This is a genomic window from Aquabacterium sp. (assembly GCF_036273115.1).
Taxonomy (GTDB): Bacteria; Pseudomonadota; Gammaproteobacteria; order Burkholderiales; family Burkholderiaceae_C; genus Aquabacterium.
Genome location: NZ_DASUIN010000029.1, coordinates 160,347 through 178,193 on the forward strand (window position 1 = coordinate 160,347; position 17,847 = coordinate 178,193).

Sequence of the window (17,847 nt, forward strand, 5' to 3'; positions counted from 1 at the left end):
CCCCATCATCCTTCCAGGAGATGTCAATCGGTTGACAAATAAGACCAGAACAAAAATATCGAAGCCTCAAAAGCCCAGACATCAAGGGCTAGGTTCATCCAGCAGGGATTGAACCTTCTGCTGCAACAACTCAGGCGACACCTCGGCGGGCTCGATCGCATCCCCCACCACCAGACCGACCCGATTGAAGAGCCCGCGGCGCAAGGGCTTGGCCATGGCAGCGCCTTCGATGCGCGAAAAGCTTGACCCCCACAGATTGTGCAAAGCAGAAGGAATCACTGGCACCGGGGCGTCTTCCAGAATCTTCATGATGCCGCCCTTGAAAGGCTGAAGCTTGCCATCGCGCGTGATCGCCCCTTCAGGGAAGAGACACAGCAACTCGCCTTCTCGCAAGACTTGCTTGGCACGCTCAAACGCTGCCTCATAGGCTTGCGGATCTTCCTTTTGCGGAGCGATGGGAATGGCCTTGAGCATCTTGAACAGCCAACCCAGCACGGGTGTTTTGAAGATGCGGTGGTCCATGATGAACACCATGGGGCGCGGGCTGACGATGCCCAGGATCACTGCGTCGACAAAACTCACATGGTTGCACACCAGAATGGCAGCGCCATCGGTGGGCAAATGCTCATCACCACGCACTTTCACGCGGTAGACCAGGCGGGTCAAGAACAGCATCAGCAAGCGGAAGATGTATTCGGGCATCAACCAGAACACATAGCCGACCACGATGATGTTGAGAACGGCGGTGGCCGCAAACACCTCAGGAATGGAAAATCCAGCGCCCAGCAAGGCGCCCGCAGCCAGACTCGACACGATCATGAACAAGGCGTTCAGGATGTTATTGGCCGCGATGATTCGGGCGCGATGACTGGGCTTGGCGCGCAACTGAATCAGGGCATACATGGGCACGCTGTACAGGCCGGCACTGAAGGCCAGCAAGGCCAGATCGGCCATCACACGCCAATGGGCCGACTGCGCCACAAACTGCCCCACACTCAAGAAAGCCGCTCCGTTGTGCGACATACCTTGCGTGGCCAGATACAGATCCCACGCGAACACCGTCATCCCCACCGCACCAATCGGTACCAGTCCGATTTCGACATGGCGATGCGACAAGGTTTCGCACAACAGCGAGCCCACTGCAATGCCAACCGAGAACACCACCAGCAACAAGGACGCCACCTGTTCGTTGCCGCCCAGCACATCGCGCGCGAAAGAAGGAAACTGCGACAGGAATACCGCACCAAAGAACCACATCCACGAAATGCCCAGCAGCGATCGGAATACGCTGGGGTAGTCATGGGCCAACTTGAGATTGCGCCAGGTTTCAGAGACCGGGTTCCAGTTCAGCTTCAGATTGGCATCAGCCGACGGCGAAGCCGGAATGGCTTTCGAAGCGCCCCACCCCACCAGGGCCACCACCAGGCAACTGATCGCCACCCAGTGCGTGCCCGTGCCGGCAATGCTCATCAGCAACCCCCCGCCGACGTTGCCCAGCAAGATGGCCACGAAGGTACCCATCTCGACCATGCCATTGCCACCGGTCAACTCGCGCTCGCTCAAGTGCTGGGGCAGGTAGGCGTACTTCACCGGGCCAAATAACGTGGAGTGCAAGCCCATCAAGAACACGCAGGCCAGCAGCACCGGTACCCATTGGTACCAGAAGCCCACCGCCGCCACGAGCATGATGCCGACTTCCAGCAGCTTCACGGACCGCATGATCACGGCCTTGTCATATTTGTCAGCCCATTGGCCTGCTGTGGCGGACACCAGCACAAAAGGCAGAATGAAGAGCGCACCGATCACCAAGCCCGCCATCTTGGGCTCCAGCCAACTCACCTGCAATTGATAGGTCACCAACACCGTGAAGGCGAACTTGAACAGGTTGTCGTTGGCCGCGCCCAGAAACTGGGTCCAGAAAAACGGGGCGAAGCGGCGTTGGGCCAGCAGGCCAAACTGCCCCACTGGGGTCTGACTCACAATCGGATCCTCTCTGTTAAGGTACGAAGCAACCTAAGGCTTTCGTCCGGCAGCCTGAACTGTATAGGCAAGACATGACCGCGCCCGCCCCGGATCACCACGCATTGCGCCTGTTTCTGGCTTTATGGCCGGACGCCACCACACGCCATCGCGTGCAGCATGTCCAAGCACAGCAAAACTGGCCGCAGGGCGCTCGCCCCACCCCGGCCCCTGACCTGCATCTGACCCTGCATTTTCTCGGGCAGGTCCCCGAGCACCGCTTGGCTGATCTGCTTCAAGCCTTGCCCCTGCCAACCAAGTCCATTGAGCTGGCGCTTGACACCCTGGAACTGTGGCCCAACCACATTGCCGCCCTGACGCCGTCGTCGGTCCCCGAGGCATTGCTGGCGTTGCACGCCAAACTGGCTGAAACCATCGACAGCCTGGGGCTGCCACGCGAGACACGGCCCTATCGGCCCCACGTCACGCTGGCTCGCAAGGCGCAAGGCTGGCAGCCGGTGCCGGGTGTCCCCCTCATCTGGCAGGCTTGTGGCTATGTGCTGGTCCTCTCAGATCGGGGCTACCACGTGCTGCAGCATCTCGGCTGACGCGCACGACCGCTCATCACGGCTGCTTGGGTGCCAGACGCGACAACACCTCGTCCGTGTCCTCACCCAGCACCGGGCCACGGCGCACGATGGCCCCTGGTGTGCGCGACAACTTGGGCACGATGCCGGGCACCTCCACCGTCAAACCATCGTGGGTGGTCACAGGCAAGATCATTTCGCGCGCCCGGTAATGCGGGTCTTGGGCAATGTCCTTGGCGTTGTAGATGCGGCCCACCGGCACGCTGGCCTGGTTCAGGATGGTCAACACATCGTCAACCGAACGTTGCGAGGTCCACGCCCCAATTGCTTCATCGATTTCCCCCACGCGCTTGACCCGGCCTGGGTTGTGCGCCAAATCGGGATCGTTGGCGAGGTCATCGCGGCCAATGGCCTGCATCAGACGCTTGAAGATGGAGTCGCCATTGCCCCCGATGACCACCATGCCATCCGCGCAGGGGTAGGCATTGCTGGGAGCAATGCCAGGCAGGGCCGCCCCCGCAGGCTGGCGTACTGCGCCAAACGCGCTGAACTCGGGCAACAGGCTTTCCATGCAGTTGAAGACGGCCTCGTACAAAGCCACATCCACCACCTGCCCTCGGCCCCTGGGCGCTTCGGCACTCACGCTGGCGTGGCGCGCCTGCAAGGCCATCAGGACCCCGATCACACCATGCAGTGCGGCCAGCGTGTCGCCCAGGCTCACGCCTGCCCGCACAGGGGGGCGCCCTGGCTCGGCGTTCAAATAGCGCATGCCCCCCATGGCCTCGGCCACTACGGCAAAGCCCGGTCGCTCGCGGTAAGGGCCCGTCTGGCCATAACCACTGATGCGCAGCATGATCAAGCCGGGATTGGTCTGGCTCAGGGCCTCATAACCCATGCCCCACTTCTCCATGGTGCCGGGCTTGAAGTTTTCGATGAGGATGTCGGCTTCGTCAATCAGGCGACGGGCAGTGTCACGCCCCTCAGGGGTGCGCAGGTCGAGCACCACACTCTTTTTGTTGCGGCTTTGAACCTGCCACCACACGCTGGTGCCGTTGTGCAGCATGCGCCACTGGCGCAGGGGGTCACCCCCAGCGCCTTCGGGCGCATCGTCTGCAGCTGGCGGCTCGATCTTGATGACCTCGGCCCCGAAATCAGCCAGGGTCTTGCCGGCAAAGGGGCCTGCGATCAGTTGCCCCAGTTCGACAACCTTGATGCCAGCCAGGGCCTGGGGTGGAACCTGCGGCGAAGGAGATGTGTCAGGCGTGCTCATGGGCACGCATGGTATTACTTCTTGGATGCGGGCTGCTTGTTTTCCGGGTCGGTCACAAAACCGATCTTGCTCAAGCCCGCCCGAGACGCATCAGCCAGGGTTTCCGCCACGGCCCGGTAGGGCACGTTCTGGTCGGCTCGCAAATGGATTTCGGGCTGCGGCTGCTTGGCTGATTCCTGCATGAAGCGCGCGGCAGCCTCGTCACGGCTGAGGGCGGCGCCATTCCAATAGCGAATGCCATCGGCATCGATCGACAGATCGATCTTCTCGGCTTTCACCGACATGACCTGCGCACTGGCCTTGGGCAAATCCACCTTCACGGAGTGGCTCAGCAAGGGTGCTGTGACGATGAAAATCACCAACAGCACCAGCATCACGTCGATCAACGGCACCATGTTGATTTCGGCCAGGGGTGCCCCGCCCCGCTTGTCATCAAAACTGGCAAAGGCCATGTCTGTCTCCAATCAGTGGGCTGCGGGTTTCTTGATGGCGCGCACGGTGGCTGACTCAGTCGCATCAGGCTGGCTGCCCTTGAGGGTCTGCCCCGTCGACAGGAAGGTGAACAACTCGAAGGCGAAGGCATCCAGACGAGCGCCCCAGACGCGGTTGCTGCGTGTCAGCCAGTTGTAGGCCATCACAGCGGGAATGGCCACGGCCAGCCCCACCCCGGTCATGATCAGCGCCTCCCCCACCGGGCCCGCCACCTTGTCCAGCGTGCCCGCACCGGTGGCGCCAATGGCCAGCAGGGCGTGGTACACCCCCCACACGGTACCGAACAAGCCCACGAAGGGCGCTGTAGCACCGATCGTGGCCAGCACGCTCAGGCCGCTTTCCATGCGCATGGTGTCTTCATCCAGCACCTTCTTGATCGTGCGAGTCAGAAACTCCTGCGCAGTGCCGGCTTCCTCCAATTTGGCTGCACCGAACCGCGCATGGTGCGCCTGCGCGTGCATGGCATGCGAGGTCAGGTGAGCAAAGGGCTCGTTGACCCCATGCGTGGCGATTTCATGCTGAACCGCTTCCAGCGAGGTGGCATTCCAGAAGAAATTCAAGAATGCCTTGCTGCGGCGCTGACGCTGAAACAGCGCCACGCCCTTGATCACGATCAGTGCCCAAGACACCAGGGACATCAGTACCAGGATCACGAACAGGCTCTGCCCCACCACATCGGTTTGGGCAATGAAGTGCGCAAAGCCGAGCTGCGCGGGCGCTTGCTCCACTTGGGCCTGGGTCACGACCGGGGCAGACGCCGCCACCGGCAAAGCAGAGGAAACAGCAGATTCAGTAGCAGACATGACTTACTCGACAGGAGGCTTGAAAACATACGGCGCCCGCACTTCGAAACGCTGCGGCACCCCATTGGTGGTGTAAGGCACATAGCGGGATTGCAGCGCGGCATCTCGTGCCGCGGCATCCAGCCGCGAATAGCCAGATGATTGGCTCACAGTCACACTGACTGGCTGACCATGTTCATCGACCAGCACCGACAAATACGTGGTGCCCGACTCGCCCAAGCGCTCGGACGCCTTCGGATAGATTGGATCGACCTGCTTGAGATAGCGCACGGAGGTGTGTGAGAGCTGAACCGGGCGAGCTGGCACCAACTGCGCACCGGAATCGGCCACGGCCGACGCGGCAGCAACCGGCCGCGCAGCAGCAGGAGCCGCAACGGGGGCGTCTGCCGCGACCTTGGTTTCGACCACCGCAGGGGCAACAGGCACGACCATGTCTTGCGCCTGTGCGGGAGCCGCGGCGGCAAGCACGGGCACGGTTTGCAGCGGTGGCGCCGGCACAGGCGCGACAGCCTTCTGAGTGGGGGGAACGGTGGCGGGCCGAACCACAGCCGGCGCAGCGGGAACCAGCTCCCCCGACGGCGTTTCGGTCAACAACGACACAGAAATAGGGGCCACCTCGCCCTGCACCGCATCCTGGCGAGAGGTCATCACCACCAGCGCGGCAACCACCGCATGCACTGCGACCACAGCCCCAATCAGCCCCCAGCGTACCGACTGGCTGACATCACGCGGAAGATCCGTCAGGGCAGGCAAAGAGGCGAACGAAACAGAAGCGACCATGTCCAGAATTCTAGCAAACAATTGCTATTGAGAATCAATCTCATTACAAATTGATCCAGTTTCCCCTCGGTAAGGGGATGCGAGCCACACCGAAGCTCCGATGGCTTCGTGGGATGATCGCAGAGCTAGACGTAAACAGGGATGCCATGAATCAAGAAGCCTTGCTGTCGCCCATCGCAGGCGACCAGCCATGTGGCGAGGACTTGTCTTTCTCGACCGAATTTGACCAAATCGCCGAAATGCGGCGCGAAGATGACCCCACCCTCGATCAGGGTGAGTGGGTCACCACACTCAAAGTAGCCGACTGGCCAGGCGTCGTTCAGCTTTGCACCCAACTGCTGACAAACCGCACCAAGGATCTGCGCCTGGCCATGTGGCTGACTGAAGCCTTGGCCCTCACCAAAGGCTACGTCGGCTTGAAAGACGGCCTGAAGGTGTGCTCGGCCCTGTGCCGCCAATACTGGCAAGACCTCTACCCCCAGGCCGATGATGGCGACATGGACGAACGCATTGGCAACATTTCGTGGCTGCTGCAGCGCGTGGTCGCCCTCGCCGACACGCGTCCGGTGATCAAGTCCCGTCAAGGCGCCGCCTACAGCCTGCAAGATTGGCGCGCTGCCAAACTCCAGTCTGGCAGCACCCCAGCCTATGGCCAGCACGATGCACAGGACAACAAGGTCACACTCGACCAGATCAAGCGGGCCCTGAACGAGACCCCACGAGAGCCCCTGCGGGACCAATTGGAGGCCTTGCGCGAAACACAAGCCGAGTTGCTGAATTGGCAGGAAATCATTGACGGTCATCTGGGTGATGATGGCCCTGGCTTCGTCTCAGCCAAAGAGGCTCTGAGCCAAGCCCTGCACGACCTCGAGCGCCTGGCGCGCGAGGCCGGCCTGCTTGAAAACAGCGAGGCCACCAGCGCAAGCGAAGAGACCGAGGCAACCGACCCAAACGACCACACCTCCCCCCGGGCTGACGCCTCACCAACACGCGGTGGAGGCCCCCTGCGCAGCCGGGCTCAGGCACTGGAACAACTGCGAGAAGTTGCCGCCTACTTCCGCCGCACCGAGCCTCACAGCCCTGTCGCCTACCTGGCCGAAAAAGCCGTGAAATGGGGCGAGATGCCCTTGCACGAATGGCTGCGCAAGGTCATCAAAGACCAAGGCGCCATGTCGCATCTGCAGGAATTGCTGGGCCTCGAATCCGAGGACGATCAGCAGCAAAGCTACTGATCAGCCCTCACACCTGCATCAGCTCGTCCAGACAGCGCAACACCGCCACCACATCCAGAGGCTTGGTCAGGTATGCCGCAAAGCCCCTGGCCTTGGCGGCATGAATGGTGTCGGGCATCGCGTCGGCCGACAAGGCCACACGCGGAAGGCCGGCGGTGTTCGGATGCCGATCCAAGGCTTCAGCCAACTCGAACCCGGTCATGTCACCCAAGTGCATGTCGAGCACCAGCAGATCGGGTCGATGCTGCCCCGCGAGCTCAAGCGCCTGCCGTCCACTTTGCGCGACCAGCAGGCGGCACTGTGGACGCAAGGACATGACCTGCCGGAACAGCGCCACGTTGACGTCGTTGTCTTCCACGTACAGCACCGTGTAGCCGGTTTCGGGGCCATTGAGCGTGCCAGAAATCGTCGACACCTCGCCCTGTTCCCAGTCAGCCTCGGGCATTTCTGCCCACGGCAGGCGCACCACAAAGCGCGTTCCTACCCCGACCTCACTGCTGACATCAATCGCGCCGTGCATCAACTCCAGCAGACGGCGCACGATCACCAGGCCGATGCCAGTCCCCTCGATGCCGGTGGTTTCAGCGCCCAAGCGGTTGAAGGGCTCGAACAAGTGCGCACACTGCTCCGCGCTCAAACCACGGCCGGTATCGCTGACCTCAATGCAGACATCTTGCCCTTCGTCCCGCCAGACCGAGACCAATACCCGCCCCCCTCGGCGGTTGTACTTGATGGCATTGGTCAACAAGTTCACCAGGATCTGACGCAAACGCAAGCGATCGGCAAACACATTGATGCCACGCGCGACCTGAGCGGGAACCAGCACCACCCCGGCATCCAGAGCCGCGGCCCCCACCATCGAAACGGCCTCGTCAAGCACATGGGCCACCACCACCGGCTCGATCGACAACGGCAGGCTACCGGAATCAATGCGTGACAGATCGAGCACATCGCTGATCACGCCGAGCAAATGGCCACCGGCTCGCTCAATCAATTCCACCTTCGATCGCTGGCCATCGGTCAAAGGATGCTGGCGATCCAAGCGCAACAGCTGGGCAAAACCCAAGACCGCATTCAGCGGCGTGCGTAACTCATGGCTCATGCGCGAGAGAAACTCGCTCTTGGCTCGATTGGCCGCGTCAGCCACCTGGGCAGCCACCCGGGCCTCCTGATACAACTTGTGCTCGGTGATATCGGCCGTGTGCCCGTACCAGACCAGGCTGCCATCCAACTCGATCTGAGGCAAAGCCCGGCCGCCGTACCAGCGCACGCCTTTGCCCTCCAGAATGACACGATACTCGAAATCAACCGGCTGCAAAGGCGTGCCTAGGCGCGGCTTCTTGGCCAAACGCCGCACATAGGCCAGATCGTCCGGATGAACCCGCTGATGGTGCGCCGTGTAATCGCTGGCCATGACCTCCGGGGAGAGTTGAAACATCTCCATGGCGCGGTCACTGATATACAGAAACTTGGCTCGACCTTCCTGGTCGTACCCCACCTTGTGGATGATGCCGGGCACAAACTGCCCCATGCTGCTCAACAGCGCCTCTCGCTCCTTGAGCGTCTGCTCCGCCTCTTTGCGATCGGAGATGTCTTCCATGATCGCCATGAACTGTTCGGGCAGCCCTGACGAATCGCGTAGCAAAGAAACGGCCAGAGAAATCCACTGGCTCTTGCCATCCGGCCGCACATAGCGCTTTTCCAGCCTCACATTCGAAAGCCGGCCACTGATCAGATCTTGCGACGCGCGCTCGCTGGCCATCACGTCATCGGCATAAGTGATGTCGCGAAAGCGTCTGGCCAGCAATTCGGATGCAGCGTAGCCGGTGATCTCGCACAAGCGCGCATTCACCTGCAAAAAGCGCCCATCCAGCGAGACCAGGGCCATCCCCACCGCCGACAGTGCGAAAGTATTCTTGTAGCGCGCAGCCTCGGCACGCGCCAAAGCCAGTTGTTCCTTCAGAACAGCCACATCTTCAGACTGAGTAGCAGCCTGATGCGGGGGGTTCTTGCTCGTATCCTGCAAATCGATCTCCGGGGCCCAACGGCAGACCGATGGTATGACCTTGCCATCTCGGCGTCCGAGACGCATGACACAGTGAAAGGCGGGAAATATACCCTCACACCTTTCACAGATGACAATGTGTCACAAATTAGGTCCGGCTGGCCTAGGGAATGGCCCGGAAATCGGAATTCGTTAAATGATCAACTTAAATTCAATCCGACGGTTGCGTGCCCGTCCGTCCTCAGTGGTGTTGCTGGCAATCGGCTGATCTGGGCCCATGCCCTTGGTTCGCAAGTTCTGTGCCGACAGCCCCTTGCTCACCAGATAGGCTTTCACCGCTTCGGCGCGTGCTTGAGACAGGGCCAGATTGCTGGCTCGCGCACCGTGGCCATCTGTATGACCAATCAGCTCGAACGAGCGCCCTTTGAACTGAGCCAGCGCTTTGGCCATCTCATCCAGCAAACGCGCGCCTGCGGCCGTCAACACCGAACTACCCGGCTCGAACTCAACCGTACGATTAGCCAAAGCCTGGTCAATCAGGACCTGCTCTGGGACAACCACCTTGAGCGCGTGCTTGACCGAATAAGCCCCCGCGGCCGCCTGGTTCAAATCGGCAATCACCTGCTGGCGAACCGCTTCGCTGGGCACCTCGCCGCGCACCTCCACCACCTGACCTTCCAAGGTGATCTGCCCCTTGGTCACCTGCTTGATCGAAGCAGGCAAGAGGCGGCCCACGTCCTGCTTCCACTGGTTTGACGCCGTGACCCCGCCTGTCACCAGGCGGTCCTGGACACGCTCACGTCCAAACAGAGCCATGGCTCTGGCGACAACGGCTGCGCGAAACGAGTCGTCAGGCACCAGCCCCTGCAACACGACCGGAGCCGCCCCCCCTGTCTGCGCCCACACCGAGGTGCACACCCCCCAAGCCAGCACAGCCCCCGACACACCACGCTTACTGACCAAGGAACACCTCTTCATACGTTCTCAATGCCTGAGCCAAAGACATGGCCGGGTCTTTCAAATAGTTCGAGAGCTTGCGCAGGCCGTAATCGGCGTCCACCTCAGACTCCACCCAATCGGCCTCATCCAAGGTCACACACTGGGACTGCAGTTGCACGGGGTCCATCAAGGCATTCATCGTGCTGGCACACGCGCCTTGAAAGCTCAACACCATGGACGGCTTGCCATCGCTGGTCACCATGAACACGCCCCACTCCACCTCGTGACGCAGGAAGAAGCCATGGACCAGCGACAGCCAGAATGCGGCCACCGGCGCGCGCAGAAGACGGTCCTGCACCAAAGGAAAACGCAAGGCGCGGGTCAGCCTCGCCGGCCCTTGGGCCATCACCGGCTGCAACAACAAACCCAGAGCCAGAACCGCTTGTCTGACCGACATCCGGTTGCCGGCAGCCGCCAGCATCTGCTCCAGGCTGGCGACCGAATGGGTTTCCAGAAAATCAACCAACCCAGCCCGAGAAGAAGGGCGCGAGGCATCGAATTCAATCTGCCCTGTCATCTGTGACTGAACCTGCTCCAGGTCAGGCGAAGCAAATGCCTGGCGGGTGGTCTGGTCCAGCTTGGCCCACAGCCGCCCCAGGGCCAGAGGACTGACGGCCGTAAAACTCTGCGGATCGGGCAGATCAAACGCGGCGCCCAGCACAAATGGAAAACGCCGCCCGGAAGCATCTTGACTGGCCAGCCAAGTGCCTGCCAGCCCCACCGGGCTCTTGTTGCCCAGGATGGCGAACTGAACTGCCGGTGCCGCGTCGTAAATGAGCTTCCAGCGCGGGTCAGCCGCCAGACGATCCATCGACTGGCTCTGCCATCGATCGAGGCTGTCGACCAATGGCGCATGCTGCGCACTGCGAATGAAGTCGCCGCGGCACGGCAACTTACCAAAGTAGACCAGATCAGCTTGTGGAACGCCTTGACTCATGGCTGCCCTCCCGCAGTACCCGCTGCGGTCGCCGACTCCTCGGCCGAACCGACGATGATGGCCGGCAAGGCACCAGGCTTGGACACCACCGTTGGCGCAGCGGCATCACGCGAGCTGCCTGCAGCCTGGGGTGTGGCAGGCGCCGCAGCGGGCGCTGCGGCCGTGTTCGACACAATGCGCAGTTGCACGGCCACCGCCACATTCGACTGCGGCCAACGCAACTCGAACACATTGCCGTCCAGCTTCTTGCGCTGCGCCGAATTGATCATCTTCTCCAGGCCGAAACGGCCAGGCTCATTGAAGAATTCAACCGATCGGCCATCGTGGGTCACGCCCGTGATCTTCACGCCCGGCGTGCCCGGCCCTGGCCAGACGAAATGGGACCAGGACGCGGCGCCGTTGCGATAGCGAACCGTCTGGCCATCAATGTCCACTGTGTACTCAGTCAGGCCCGGCGCGGCCAGCGGCAACATCTGGAAAACCGTTTGCGCCTCGGCAGCCGCTGCCGCGGGCGAACCGCCCCCGCCGGATGCCGCCGCAGCGCCACCCGGCCCCTGTCCGGCCAAAGGTGCCACCCACATGCCCAGCCCGGCTGCAAACTCAGGGCGCAAACGCACACCCATGTCGGCCCAGGTCTTGGCAGTGACCACATCACCACGACGCACCACCAGAGCACCCAAGGACTGCTCGGTGAACTTGGCCACCGTCCCCTCGGCGCCAAACACCTTGGCGATTTCACCCGGGCTGGCCTCGACCCTGGATGAACGGTCAAACGGATACTTGCTGGCCAGACTGCGCTGATAGGGGTCGTAGACCTGAGCCATCCAGACCCGGTTCAACTCGGCTTCTGCGGGACGCACGATCGCGCCGAAGGCCTGCATCAAGGGGCGCACAAACAAGGGACGCAAAGCCTGCTTGGTCGCTTCGCTCATACCGGTCAGCATCTGCTCGTCCACCATCTTCAAGGCCTCGGCCAATTCGCCAGTGCCCTCGAACGTTTCCGTCATCATCTTGCGTGCGGCCGGCCCAGGGTCGCCCTGGGTCTTCATCTGATTGAAGCGCCCACGCACCTTGCTCAAAGACTGCAGATAGGCCTTGAACAAAGGCTCCCCGCCCTCGCGCGGCTGCATCAGCTTGGCCAGGCCATTGAACTCCTTGCCAATCGGGCCCATCGGAATACTGGGGCTGGCTGTGCTCACGTTCACGTTCACATTGACCTGCGACGGGGCCATGCCCAACAAGCTCTGCTTGAACCACTCCACGAAGGTGCGCTTACCCGCGGCCAGACGGTCGTTGAGCAAAGAGGGATTGTCCCAGGAGGTCTGGTCATACAGCGTGGAAATCAGGCGCCCCAGGGGCGATGCGGATGGGTCACCCAATCGGTTCATGCCGGCCACGGCCTGATCAAAGCTGGCAAAGTCCACCACGGTCACGCCCTGAATGAATTTTTTCCATTCCTGTGCGTACTCGGTCTTGTAGAGCTGGGTCAGCGACTTCTGAATCTGCTCAGGACTGCCCTCCAAAGTAAGGTCATCCGAGGCCGCTGTCTTCAAGACCCAATCGGTCGTTTGCAGCTCGTTGTTGGCAGCATTCTTGATGGCGTCCTTCACATAGCCATCCCAAGCCTCACGCGTGAAGGTGCCTGACACGGCATAGCTGCCGGCCACGATGTTGCGATCGTCATCACCGACCAGACTCACCACCGTGACAGGGGCGTAGCGTGTAGCGGCACGGGCTTTGATTTCAGCGTAGACGCGTTCGCGTGCGGGCATGCCCTTGATGACGCGGCGCAGGTTCTCCCGGGTCTGATCAAGCAGGGACAGATTGAGTTCCTGCTCGGGGAAAGCCGGGTCGGTCATGCGTTGTACCGCAAAAGACATGATGCGCTCGGCGCTCTGAATCAGTTGCTCGCGACGCATGTTGCCGCGATTGGCCTCCAACCAGCTGCGCCAGAAACGAGTGAGCTGATCGCTCATGTGCCCAGGCTCAAGGCGCTGGCGGTCACCCAGCATCAGGTAGGCCTTCAGCGCGTTATAGGCCTCGGTCACATTGGTGCTTGACGCCTTGGTGTAGCCCGTGTCAGCCGACTGCTCGGCCGCCGGTGCGCTAGCAGCTGCGGTTGCAGCGGCTGGCGCGGTATCGGCCACACGGCTCAACGGCTTCAACTCGGCAGCATGGGCATTCACTTCAGCCAGGTAGCTGGCCATGGCCTGGCCTGCCGGCTTCAACAGCACCGCTTGCAGGCCCAGGAAATACTCTTCCTTCACACGGGCCTCGATGGCGTCACCTTGATACAGCCCCAGGCCCAGCGACCACGGGCGAGCATCACGATAACGCTGCAACTGCTCCAGACGGTCTTGCAGAATTTCGAGCGCTTCCAAACGCGACTGCAGATCGACTCGCCCCTCCTGCACCTGCTTGGCCTTGATGAGGTCAGCCTGCACATGAGCCACCAACTGGCGGTTGCCCATGTAAGACCAGGTCCACGCAGCCAGCAAGGCGCCCAACAACACCACCCCGCCGAGGAAGGTGGCGTAGCGCAGCCTCAATTTGTTGCGGCTGGTGTACTGCTGTACCAATTGGCGGTCAGCGAAGATGACCTTGGAAAACAACTCCTTGAGGAAGAATCCACTCTTGGAATAGACAGCCGCAGCCGTGCCAGGCTGCAACTGCAAACCAAACTGACTGGCGACCCGTTCGCTGGCGCGACTGGTGGACTGTCCTTCCTGAACCGCACTGGTGAAGTAAAAACCACGGAAGATTGGGCGGAACTGATAGGGGTTGTCCTCAAACAGCGTGGTGATGAACGTGCGCAAAGCGGGCTTCAACGCCGCGAACTCCAGAGGGAAGGTGAGCACCCCGGGCGGCAGTTGCTCACCGCGATGCAGCGACATGCGTGCCACCGAGGCCTCTTTCAAGCCATCAAACAACTCGTCGAAATGGCGATCGAACTGCGCCACGGCATCGGCCTTGGTCGCGATGTCATACGGCAGGGTGGCGCCCCAGACCTTGTCACGCTCGGCACGGTCACGGTCTTCGAAGAAATCAACGAAACCGGCAATGAGGTCGGCCTTGGTGAAGACGATGTAGACCGGCGCAAAGACTTCCAGCTTCTCGGTCAGCTCTTGCACACGCTGGCGCAGCTTGCGCGCCAGGTCAATGGCAAACTCAGGCTTGTTGCCGCCCAACTCAGCCACGCTCACGGCGATGATGACGCCATTGAGCGGCGCCTTGGGTCGGTTCTTCTTGAGCAAGGACAGGAAGCCCAGCCACTCGCTGCGGTCTTCCTCGTGCACGGAGTAACGTCCGGCCGTGTCCAGCAGAATGCCTTCAGTGGTGAAGTACCAATCGCAATGGCGCGTACCACCAATGCCCTGAATGACGTGGTCGGTGTTGTCCGAGAAGGGAAACTTCAGGCCGGACATGACCACGGCCGAGCTCTTACCGGCGGCAGGGTTGCCGATCACGGCATACCAAGGCAGTTCATACAAGGCAGCTGCCCCCGAGGTCTCGCCTAGCTTGGAGGTCTTGATGAGCTTGACGGCCTCGGCCATGCGCTCACGCACGGCCTGCACTTCATCTTTCTTGTCAGGCGAGGCAGAAGCCACGGCGCGATCGGCATCGGCATTGATCGCTGCCTCCAACTCCTGCCCGGCCTGGCTGGCCTGCCTGCGCTTGTAAAGCCACACACCCAACCAGATCAGGCCGCACACCGCCAGCAACACCACGGCCCAGATCAGCCCCAGCTTCAGCGCATCGGCCCCCACGAACAGGAAGGTGGCCAAGGCGGCCAGCCCCAGCACGGTCAAGACACGAGGGTCCAAAAGAAACTGCCAAACTCTTTGCATACTCGAATCCCAACAATCACGCAGACACCGCATCGACCGAAGGCCAGGCACTGACGGCCAAGACCACCCGGTCATGCGGAGACTGCACATGCGCGGCCAGGGCTACGCCCTCACCTTCGGAAGACCACACCGCCGCACAACTGAGCGCGGCAGGCAACAAGGAACGCGCCACACCCACATCGCCCAGCGCTTCGCCCGCCCGGGCCACGTTGAGCATCGGGTCCAACTCGGGTGCCACAGCCCGCAGAGCTTCGAACAACTCGGAGGTGCGACTGGCCCGGTGATCCGCGTCAGAGACGATGATGAGCGCAGGCGACGGCATCAGCCTGGACACCGTCATGGCTTGATTCAGAGCGTCGGTCAACACGGTCGCTCCGACGCGCCCGAGCGCGTCAGCTGACTTGTCGCGGCGCAAATGAACCGGCCTAGATAGACGCAAAGGGGGCAAATCGAGGCTTTCACGGTCCAGGCGCGCCGCCAGCGCGGGGCTGGCCACCAGCAAGCCGGCTGCCGCTTCGCCCGGAATGCGTCCGGTCTGGTGTTGAGAGGTGAACAACTCGCCAATCGACTGCCAATGCGCCACCGTGTCTTCGTCCAACGCGCTGTCCACCGCGAGGATGAACATCGCCTGAGCTGAGCCCTCTCTGGCCCACAGGCGGACCTGTTCGTCGTAAGCGGACCACCACGCTTCAGGTGTCTGGGGAGGCGTCACGATCCACTGAGGTGCAGCAATGCCTTGCGCCTCCAACTGTGCGGTCACATCGGCCAAGCGTTCGCGCAGCGACTCCGCCAGCCAGTCCTGATCGACCTTCGACCAGCTGGCAGGCATCAACACGCGCACGCACCACTGAACTGGGCTGGGCTTGGCCTGATCGCCTTGGGGGGCTGGACGAGCCACCCCTGACAGATACGTCTTGCCCCCCTCTGCCCAGCCAGCGGAGTCCGCAGTGTCATCGGCACCCGATGCAGCTGCGCCGAGTTGCTCAGCCACGTGAAGCCATGTCTCAGCCAGTTGATCACAAGGCTCACGCAGAAGGGCCCAGGCACGGCGCGCGGCCATACCGGGACTCGCCTCGTCAGGCTCTGCCTCGTCGTCATGGTCTTCCACCGCCAACTCCGACACCCGAGCCGAGAACACAGGCAGGCCGTCGAAGTCTTGAAGATGGGCGTCCAGATCGGGCCGTGTCTTGCCTGATTGCAACTCGCTCCAGCTCGACAAGGCATCTGCCCCGACTCGTGAATGAACGGCTGCACCCAGCACCACGGTGTAAGCCTGACGCAGATCGGCATCTGAGCTAACCCCAGATGTAACGACCTCCCCTTGAGGTGCGGATTGGGAACTTTGCGATGCACGCTCGCGCAGCTTCTTGATGCCCCACAGCATCAGCACCCAGCCCAGCACCAATGCAGTAGGCAGGCCGAGCAGGTAGGCCACGATGTCGAACAAATCGACATCGCGCGCGGTTTGCTGCCAGTGCCACAGGGTGAACAGCCACACCATGGCGCCCACCACGAACCACAACAGGAAGATTTTCAGAAATCGGGTCATGCCTGAACTGCTTGCTCAACACCGACATCCAGCCCCCAGGCTGGCGCCGGGACTCACTGGCCGGTGGACACCGCCTGCGCGGCGATCAAAGTTGCCCCACACGAGCACTTGTCGCCATGCCGTGCTGCAGGCTTGCCATCGATGATCATGGTCGGATCACCACTGACGATGACCGAATTACCGTGGTACTTGATGGGGCAAGACACTTTGTCGCCCACGCGGGCAATGCGCTTGCCATTGGTGTCGGTCACGCCCGATGCTTCGATCACGGTTCCCCCATGATCGGTGCTGTCACCCAATACGATGAACGGACGTCCCATGGCGCCGCAACTCCCTGATAGCTTGATTCTTTTTGTTCGCGCTCGGGTTATCCCGACGCGGGGCGGAGTCTAACGGGACGCGGTCAAAGACTGTTACCGTCTGTGTCAAAGCCAGGTTCAGCGAACGGCCTGTTTCACCCCAGGGCGGCGCCATTCCACATGCCCCAGATCGAGCATCTGCCAGCGCCCACCCCAGGTCAGCCCGATTTGCTCGGCAACTTGGCCGAACAACTCATAGCCGCGCATGGCCCAAGGGTCACGCTCAGAGATCACCAACTTGCCCGCACGCATGAAGGCGCAGTCGGCCGCCAGCCCGTACTGGTGATAGCTTTGCCAGGCTTTGGCCTGGGTCACGTGGGCACCCTTGGCTGCCAGCATGTTCTGGCGCTCAGGACTGCGATAGCCCTCCAACAAGGCCATGTCATAGCCATGCTCCTCACGCATGATCTTGAACACCATCAGCAAGCGCTGAACAAAGGCTTCGTCCATCTGATCCCAACGGCGGTCTGCCGTGGACAGCATCGGGCGAACTTGTTCGACTTCGGCGGTGGCGAACACGTCAGGCGGCAACGGAGGCGGCGGCACCAGATGCTCGCCCTTCAGTAGCTGAGCCACCTGGTGGTTGCCAGGCTCAATGCGATCGTCAAAGGCATCGAGATCGCGCCCTTGGAAAAAAGCCCACCACCACGTCAGCCCTGCCGGCACAAACAATACCGCCGAGATGAGGGCCACCCAGCGCCACTGATCACGAGCCTGCCGCCCCCAACCCGATGCAGCTTGCGCAGTGCCCACCACCATGGCCCGCCCTGTTTGCTGAGCCTTTCCAGACCAGTGCAGTTGTGTGCGGCGCACGCCCGACCACTTGCCACGCAAACCTGTCAGCAAAGCATGGCGCCAGTGCGGGAACACAGCCAAGGCCAGCCCACACACGCCCAGTACGAATACCAACCAGATCCACGCAATCACTTGGGTTCCTGTAACGATTGATTGCAATCCCGATGCGGCAAGCAGCTTGGGATCGAATTGACTCCGTAGAATGCGCCGACTTGCACACACATACAAAAAT

Annotated in this window: 14 protein-coding genes; 2 read left to right on the plus strand and 12 right to left on the minus strand. The window is 61.6% G+C overall.

Annotated features, from left to right (window positions below):
• Positions 1-81 precede the first annotated feature (81 nt).
• A complete protein-coding gene (locus tag VFW72_RS13695) occupies positions 82-1,980 on the minus strand; it encodes an MFS transporter (RefSeq protein ID WP_329674854.1) in 1,899 nt (632 codons plus the stop codon).
• A gap of 74 nt (positions 1,981-2,054) precedes the next feature.
• On the opposite strand from VFW72_RS13695, the gene thpR reads away from it, so the two are divergent.
• Entirely contained in the window at positions 2,055-2,567 is a 513-nt protein-coding gene (thpR, locus tag VFW72_RS13700; protein WP_329674855.1) for an RNA 2',3'-cyclic phosphodiesterase, read from the plus strand.
• A gap of 16 nt (positions 2,568-2,583) precedes the next feature.
• Here thpR and VFW72_RS13705 read toward each other — a convergent pair whose 3' ends face one another.
• From VFW72_RS13705 to VFW72_RS13720, 4 genes are read right to left on the minus strand one after another with little or no spacing between them, the layout of a single operon-like run.
• The gene (locus VFW72_RS13705) at positions 2,584-3,816 is read right to left on the minus strand and encodes a CoA transferase (protein ID WP_329674856.1); all 1,233 of its coding nucleotides are present in this window, start codon (positions 3,814-3,816) and stop codon (positions 2,584-2,586) included.
• A gap of 14 nt (positions 3,817-3,830) precedes the next feature.
• Positions 3,831-4,268: a biopolymer transporter ExbD gene (locus VFW72_RS13710; RefSeq protein ID WP_329674857.1), complete on the minus strand. Its 438-nt coding sequence runs from the start codon at positions 4,266-4,268 to the stop codon at positions 3,831-3,833.
• 12 nt (positions 4,269-4,280) lie between these two features.
• On the minus strand, positions 4,281-5,111 hold the full coding sequence (locus VFW72_RS13715) for a MotA/TolQ/ExbB proton channel family protein (protein WP_329674858.1): 831 nt from the start codon (positions 5,109-5,111) through the stop codon (positions 4,281-4,283).
• Positions 5,112-5,114: 3 nt separating this feature from the next.
• Complete coding sequence (locus VFW72_RS13720) at positions 5,115-5,891, minus strand: TonB family protein (RefSeq protein ID WP_329674859.1); 777 nt, start codon at positions 5,889-5,891, stop codon at positions 5,115-5,117.
• A gap of 146 nt (positions 5,892-6,037) precedes the next feature.
• Here VFW72_RS13720 and tssA point away from each other — a divergent pair, with 146 nt between their 5' ends.
• Complete coding sequence (gene tssA / locus VFW72_RS13725; protein ID WP_329674860.1) at positions 6,038-7,123, plus strand: type VI secretion system protein TssA; 1,086 nt, start codon at positions 6,038-6,040, stop codon at positions 7,121-7,123.
• A gap of 7 nt (positions 7,124-7,130) precedes the next feature.
• On the opposite strand, the gene VFW72_RS13730 is transcribed toward tssA, so the two are convergent.
• The 7 genes from VFW72_RS13730 to VFW72_RS13760 form a co-directional block, all read right to left on the minus strand.
• Positions 7,131-9,215, minus strand: coding sequence for a hybrid sensor histidine kinase/response regulator (locus tag VFW72_RS13730; RefSeq protein ID WP_329674861.1), 2,085 nt, complete (start codon positions 9,213-9,215; stop codon positions 7,131-7,133).
• Positions 9,216-9,320: 105 nt separating this feature from the next.
• Positions 9,321-10,091, minus strand: a complete 771-nt coding sequence (locus VFW72_RS13735; protein ID WP_329674862.1) for an OmpA family protein — start codon at positions 10,089-10,091, stop codon at positions 9,321-9,323.
• Positions 10,081-11,064 (minus strand): type VI secretion system-associated protein TagF, encoded by a 984-nt coding sequence (tagF, locus tag VFW72_RS13740; RefSeq protein ID WP_329674863.1) that lies wholly within the window; start codon positions 11,062-11,064, stop codon positions 10,081-10,083. Before tagF ends, VFW72_RS13735 begins: the two co-directional genes overlap by 11 nt.
• Positions 11,061-14,912, minus strand: a complete 3,852-nt coding sequence (gene tssM / locus VFW72_RS13745; RefSeq protein ID WP_329674864.1) for a type VI secretion system membrane subunit TssM — start codon at positions 14,910-14,912, stop codon at positions 11,061-11,063. The genes tagF and tssM overlap by 4 nt, the downstream gene beginning before the upstream one ends.
• 16 nt (positions 14,913-14,928) lie before the next feature.
• Positions 14,929-16,461, minus strand: a complete 1,533-nt coding sequence (locus VFW72_RS13750) for a hypothetical protein (protein WP_329674865.1) — start codon at positions 16,459-16,461, stop codon at positions 14,929-14,931.
• A 53-nt stretch (positions 16,462-16,514) separates the two neighbouring features.
• Entirely contained in the window at positions 16,515-16,781 is a 267-nt protein-coding gene (locus VFW72_RS13755) for a PAAR domain-containing protein (RefSeq protein ID WP_329674866.1), read from the minus strand.
• Positions 16,782-16,898: 117 nt separating this feature from the next.
• Positions 16,899-17,744, minus strand: coding sequence for a M15 family metallopeptidase (locus tag VFW72_RS13760; RefSeq protein ID WP_414638812.1), 846 nt, complete (start codon positions 17,742-17,744; stop codon positions 16,899-16,901).
• Positions 17,745-17,847 lie beyond the last annotated feature (103 nt).

Excerpts from the sequence above, each read along its gene's own strand:
- thpR (WP_329674855.1), top strand. The coding sequence starts at position 2,055 with ATGACCGCGCCCGCCCCGGATCACCACGCATTGCGCCTGTTTCTGGCT.
- VFW72_RS13705 (WP_329674856.1), bottom strand. The coding sequence starts at position 3,816 with ATGAGCACGCCTGACACATCTCCTTCGCCGCAGGTTCCACCCCAGGCC.
- VFW72_RS13710 (WP_329674857.1), bottom strand. The coding sequence starts at position 4,268 with ATGGCCTTTGCCAGTTTTGATGACAAGCGGGGCGGGGCACCCCTGGCC.
- VFW72_RS13715 (WP_329674858.1), bottom strand. The coding sequence starts at position 5,111 with ATGTCTGCTACTGAATCTGCTGTTTCCTCTGCTTTGCCGGTGGCGGCG.
- VFW72_RS13720 (WP_329674859.1), bottom strand. The coding sequence starts at position 5,891 with ATGGTCGCTTCTGTTTCGTTCGCCTCTTTGCCTGCCCTGACGGATCTT.
- tssA (WP_329674860.1), top strand. The coding sequence starts at position 6,038 with ATGAATCAAGAAGCCTTGCTGTCGCCCATCGCAGGCGACCAGCCATGT.
- VFW72_RS13730 (WP_329674861.1), bottom strand. The coding sequence starts at position 9,215 with ATGCGTCTCGGACGCCGAGATGGCAAGGTCATACCATCGGTCTGCCGT.
- tagF (WP_329674863.1), bottom strand. The coding sequence starts at position 11,064 with ATGAGTCAAGGCGTTCCACAAGCTGATCTGGTCTACTTTGGTAAGTTG.
- tssM (WP_329674864.1), bottom strand. The coding sequence starts at position 14,912 with ATGCAAAGAGTTTGGCAGTTTCTTTTGGACCCTCGTGTCTTGACCGTG.
- VFW72_RS13750 (WP_329674865.1), bottom strand. The coding sequence starts at position 16,461 with ATGACCCGATTTCTGAAAATCTTCCTGTTGTGGTTCGTGGTGGGCGCC.
- VFW72_RS13755 (WP_329674866.1), bottom strand. The coding sequence starts at position 16,781 with ATGGGACGTCCGTTCATCGTATTGGGTGACAGCACCGATCATGGGGGA.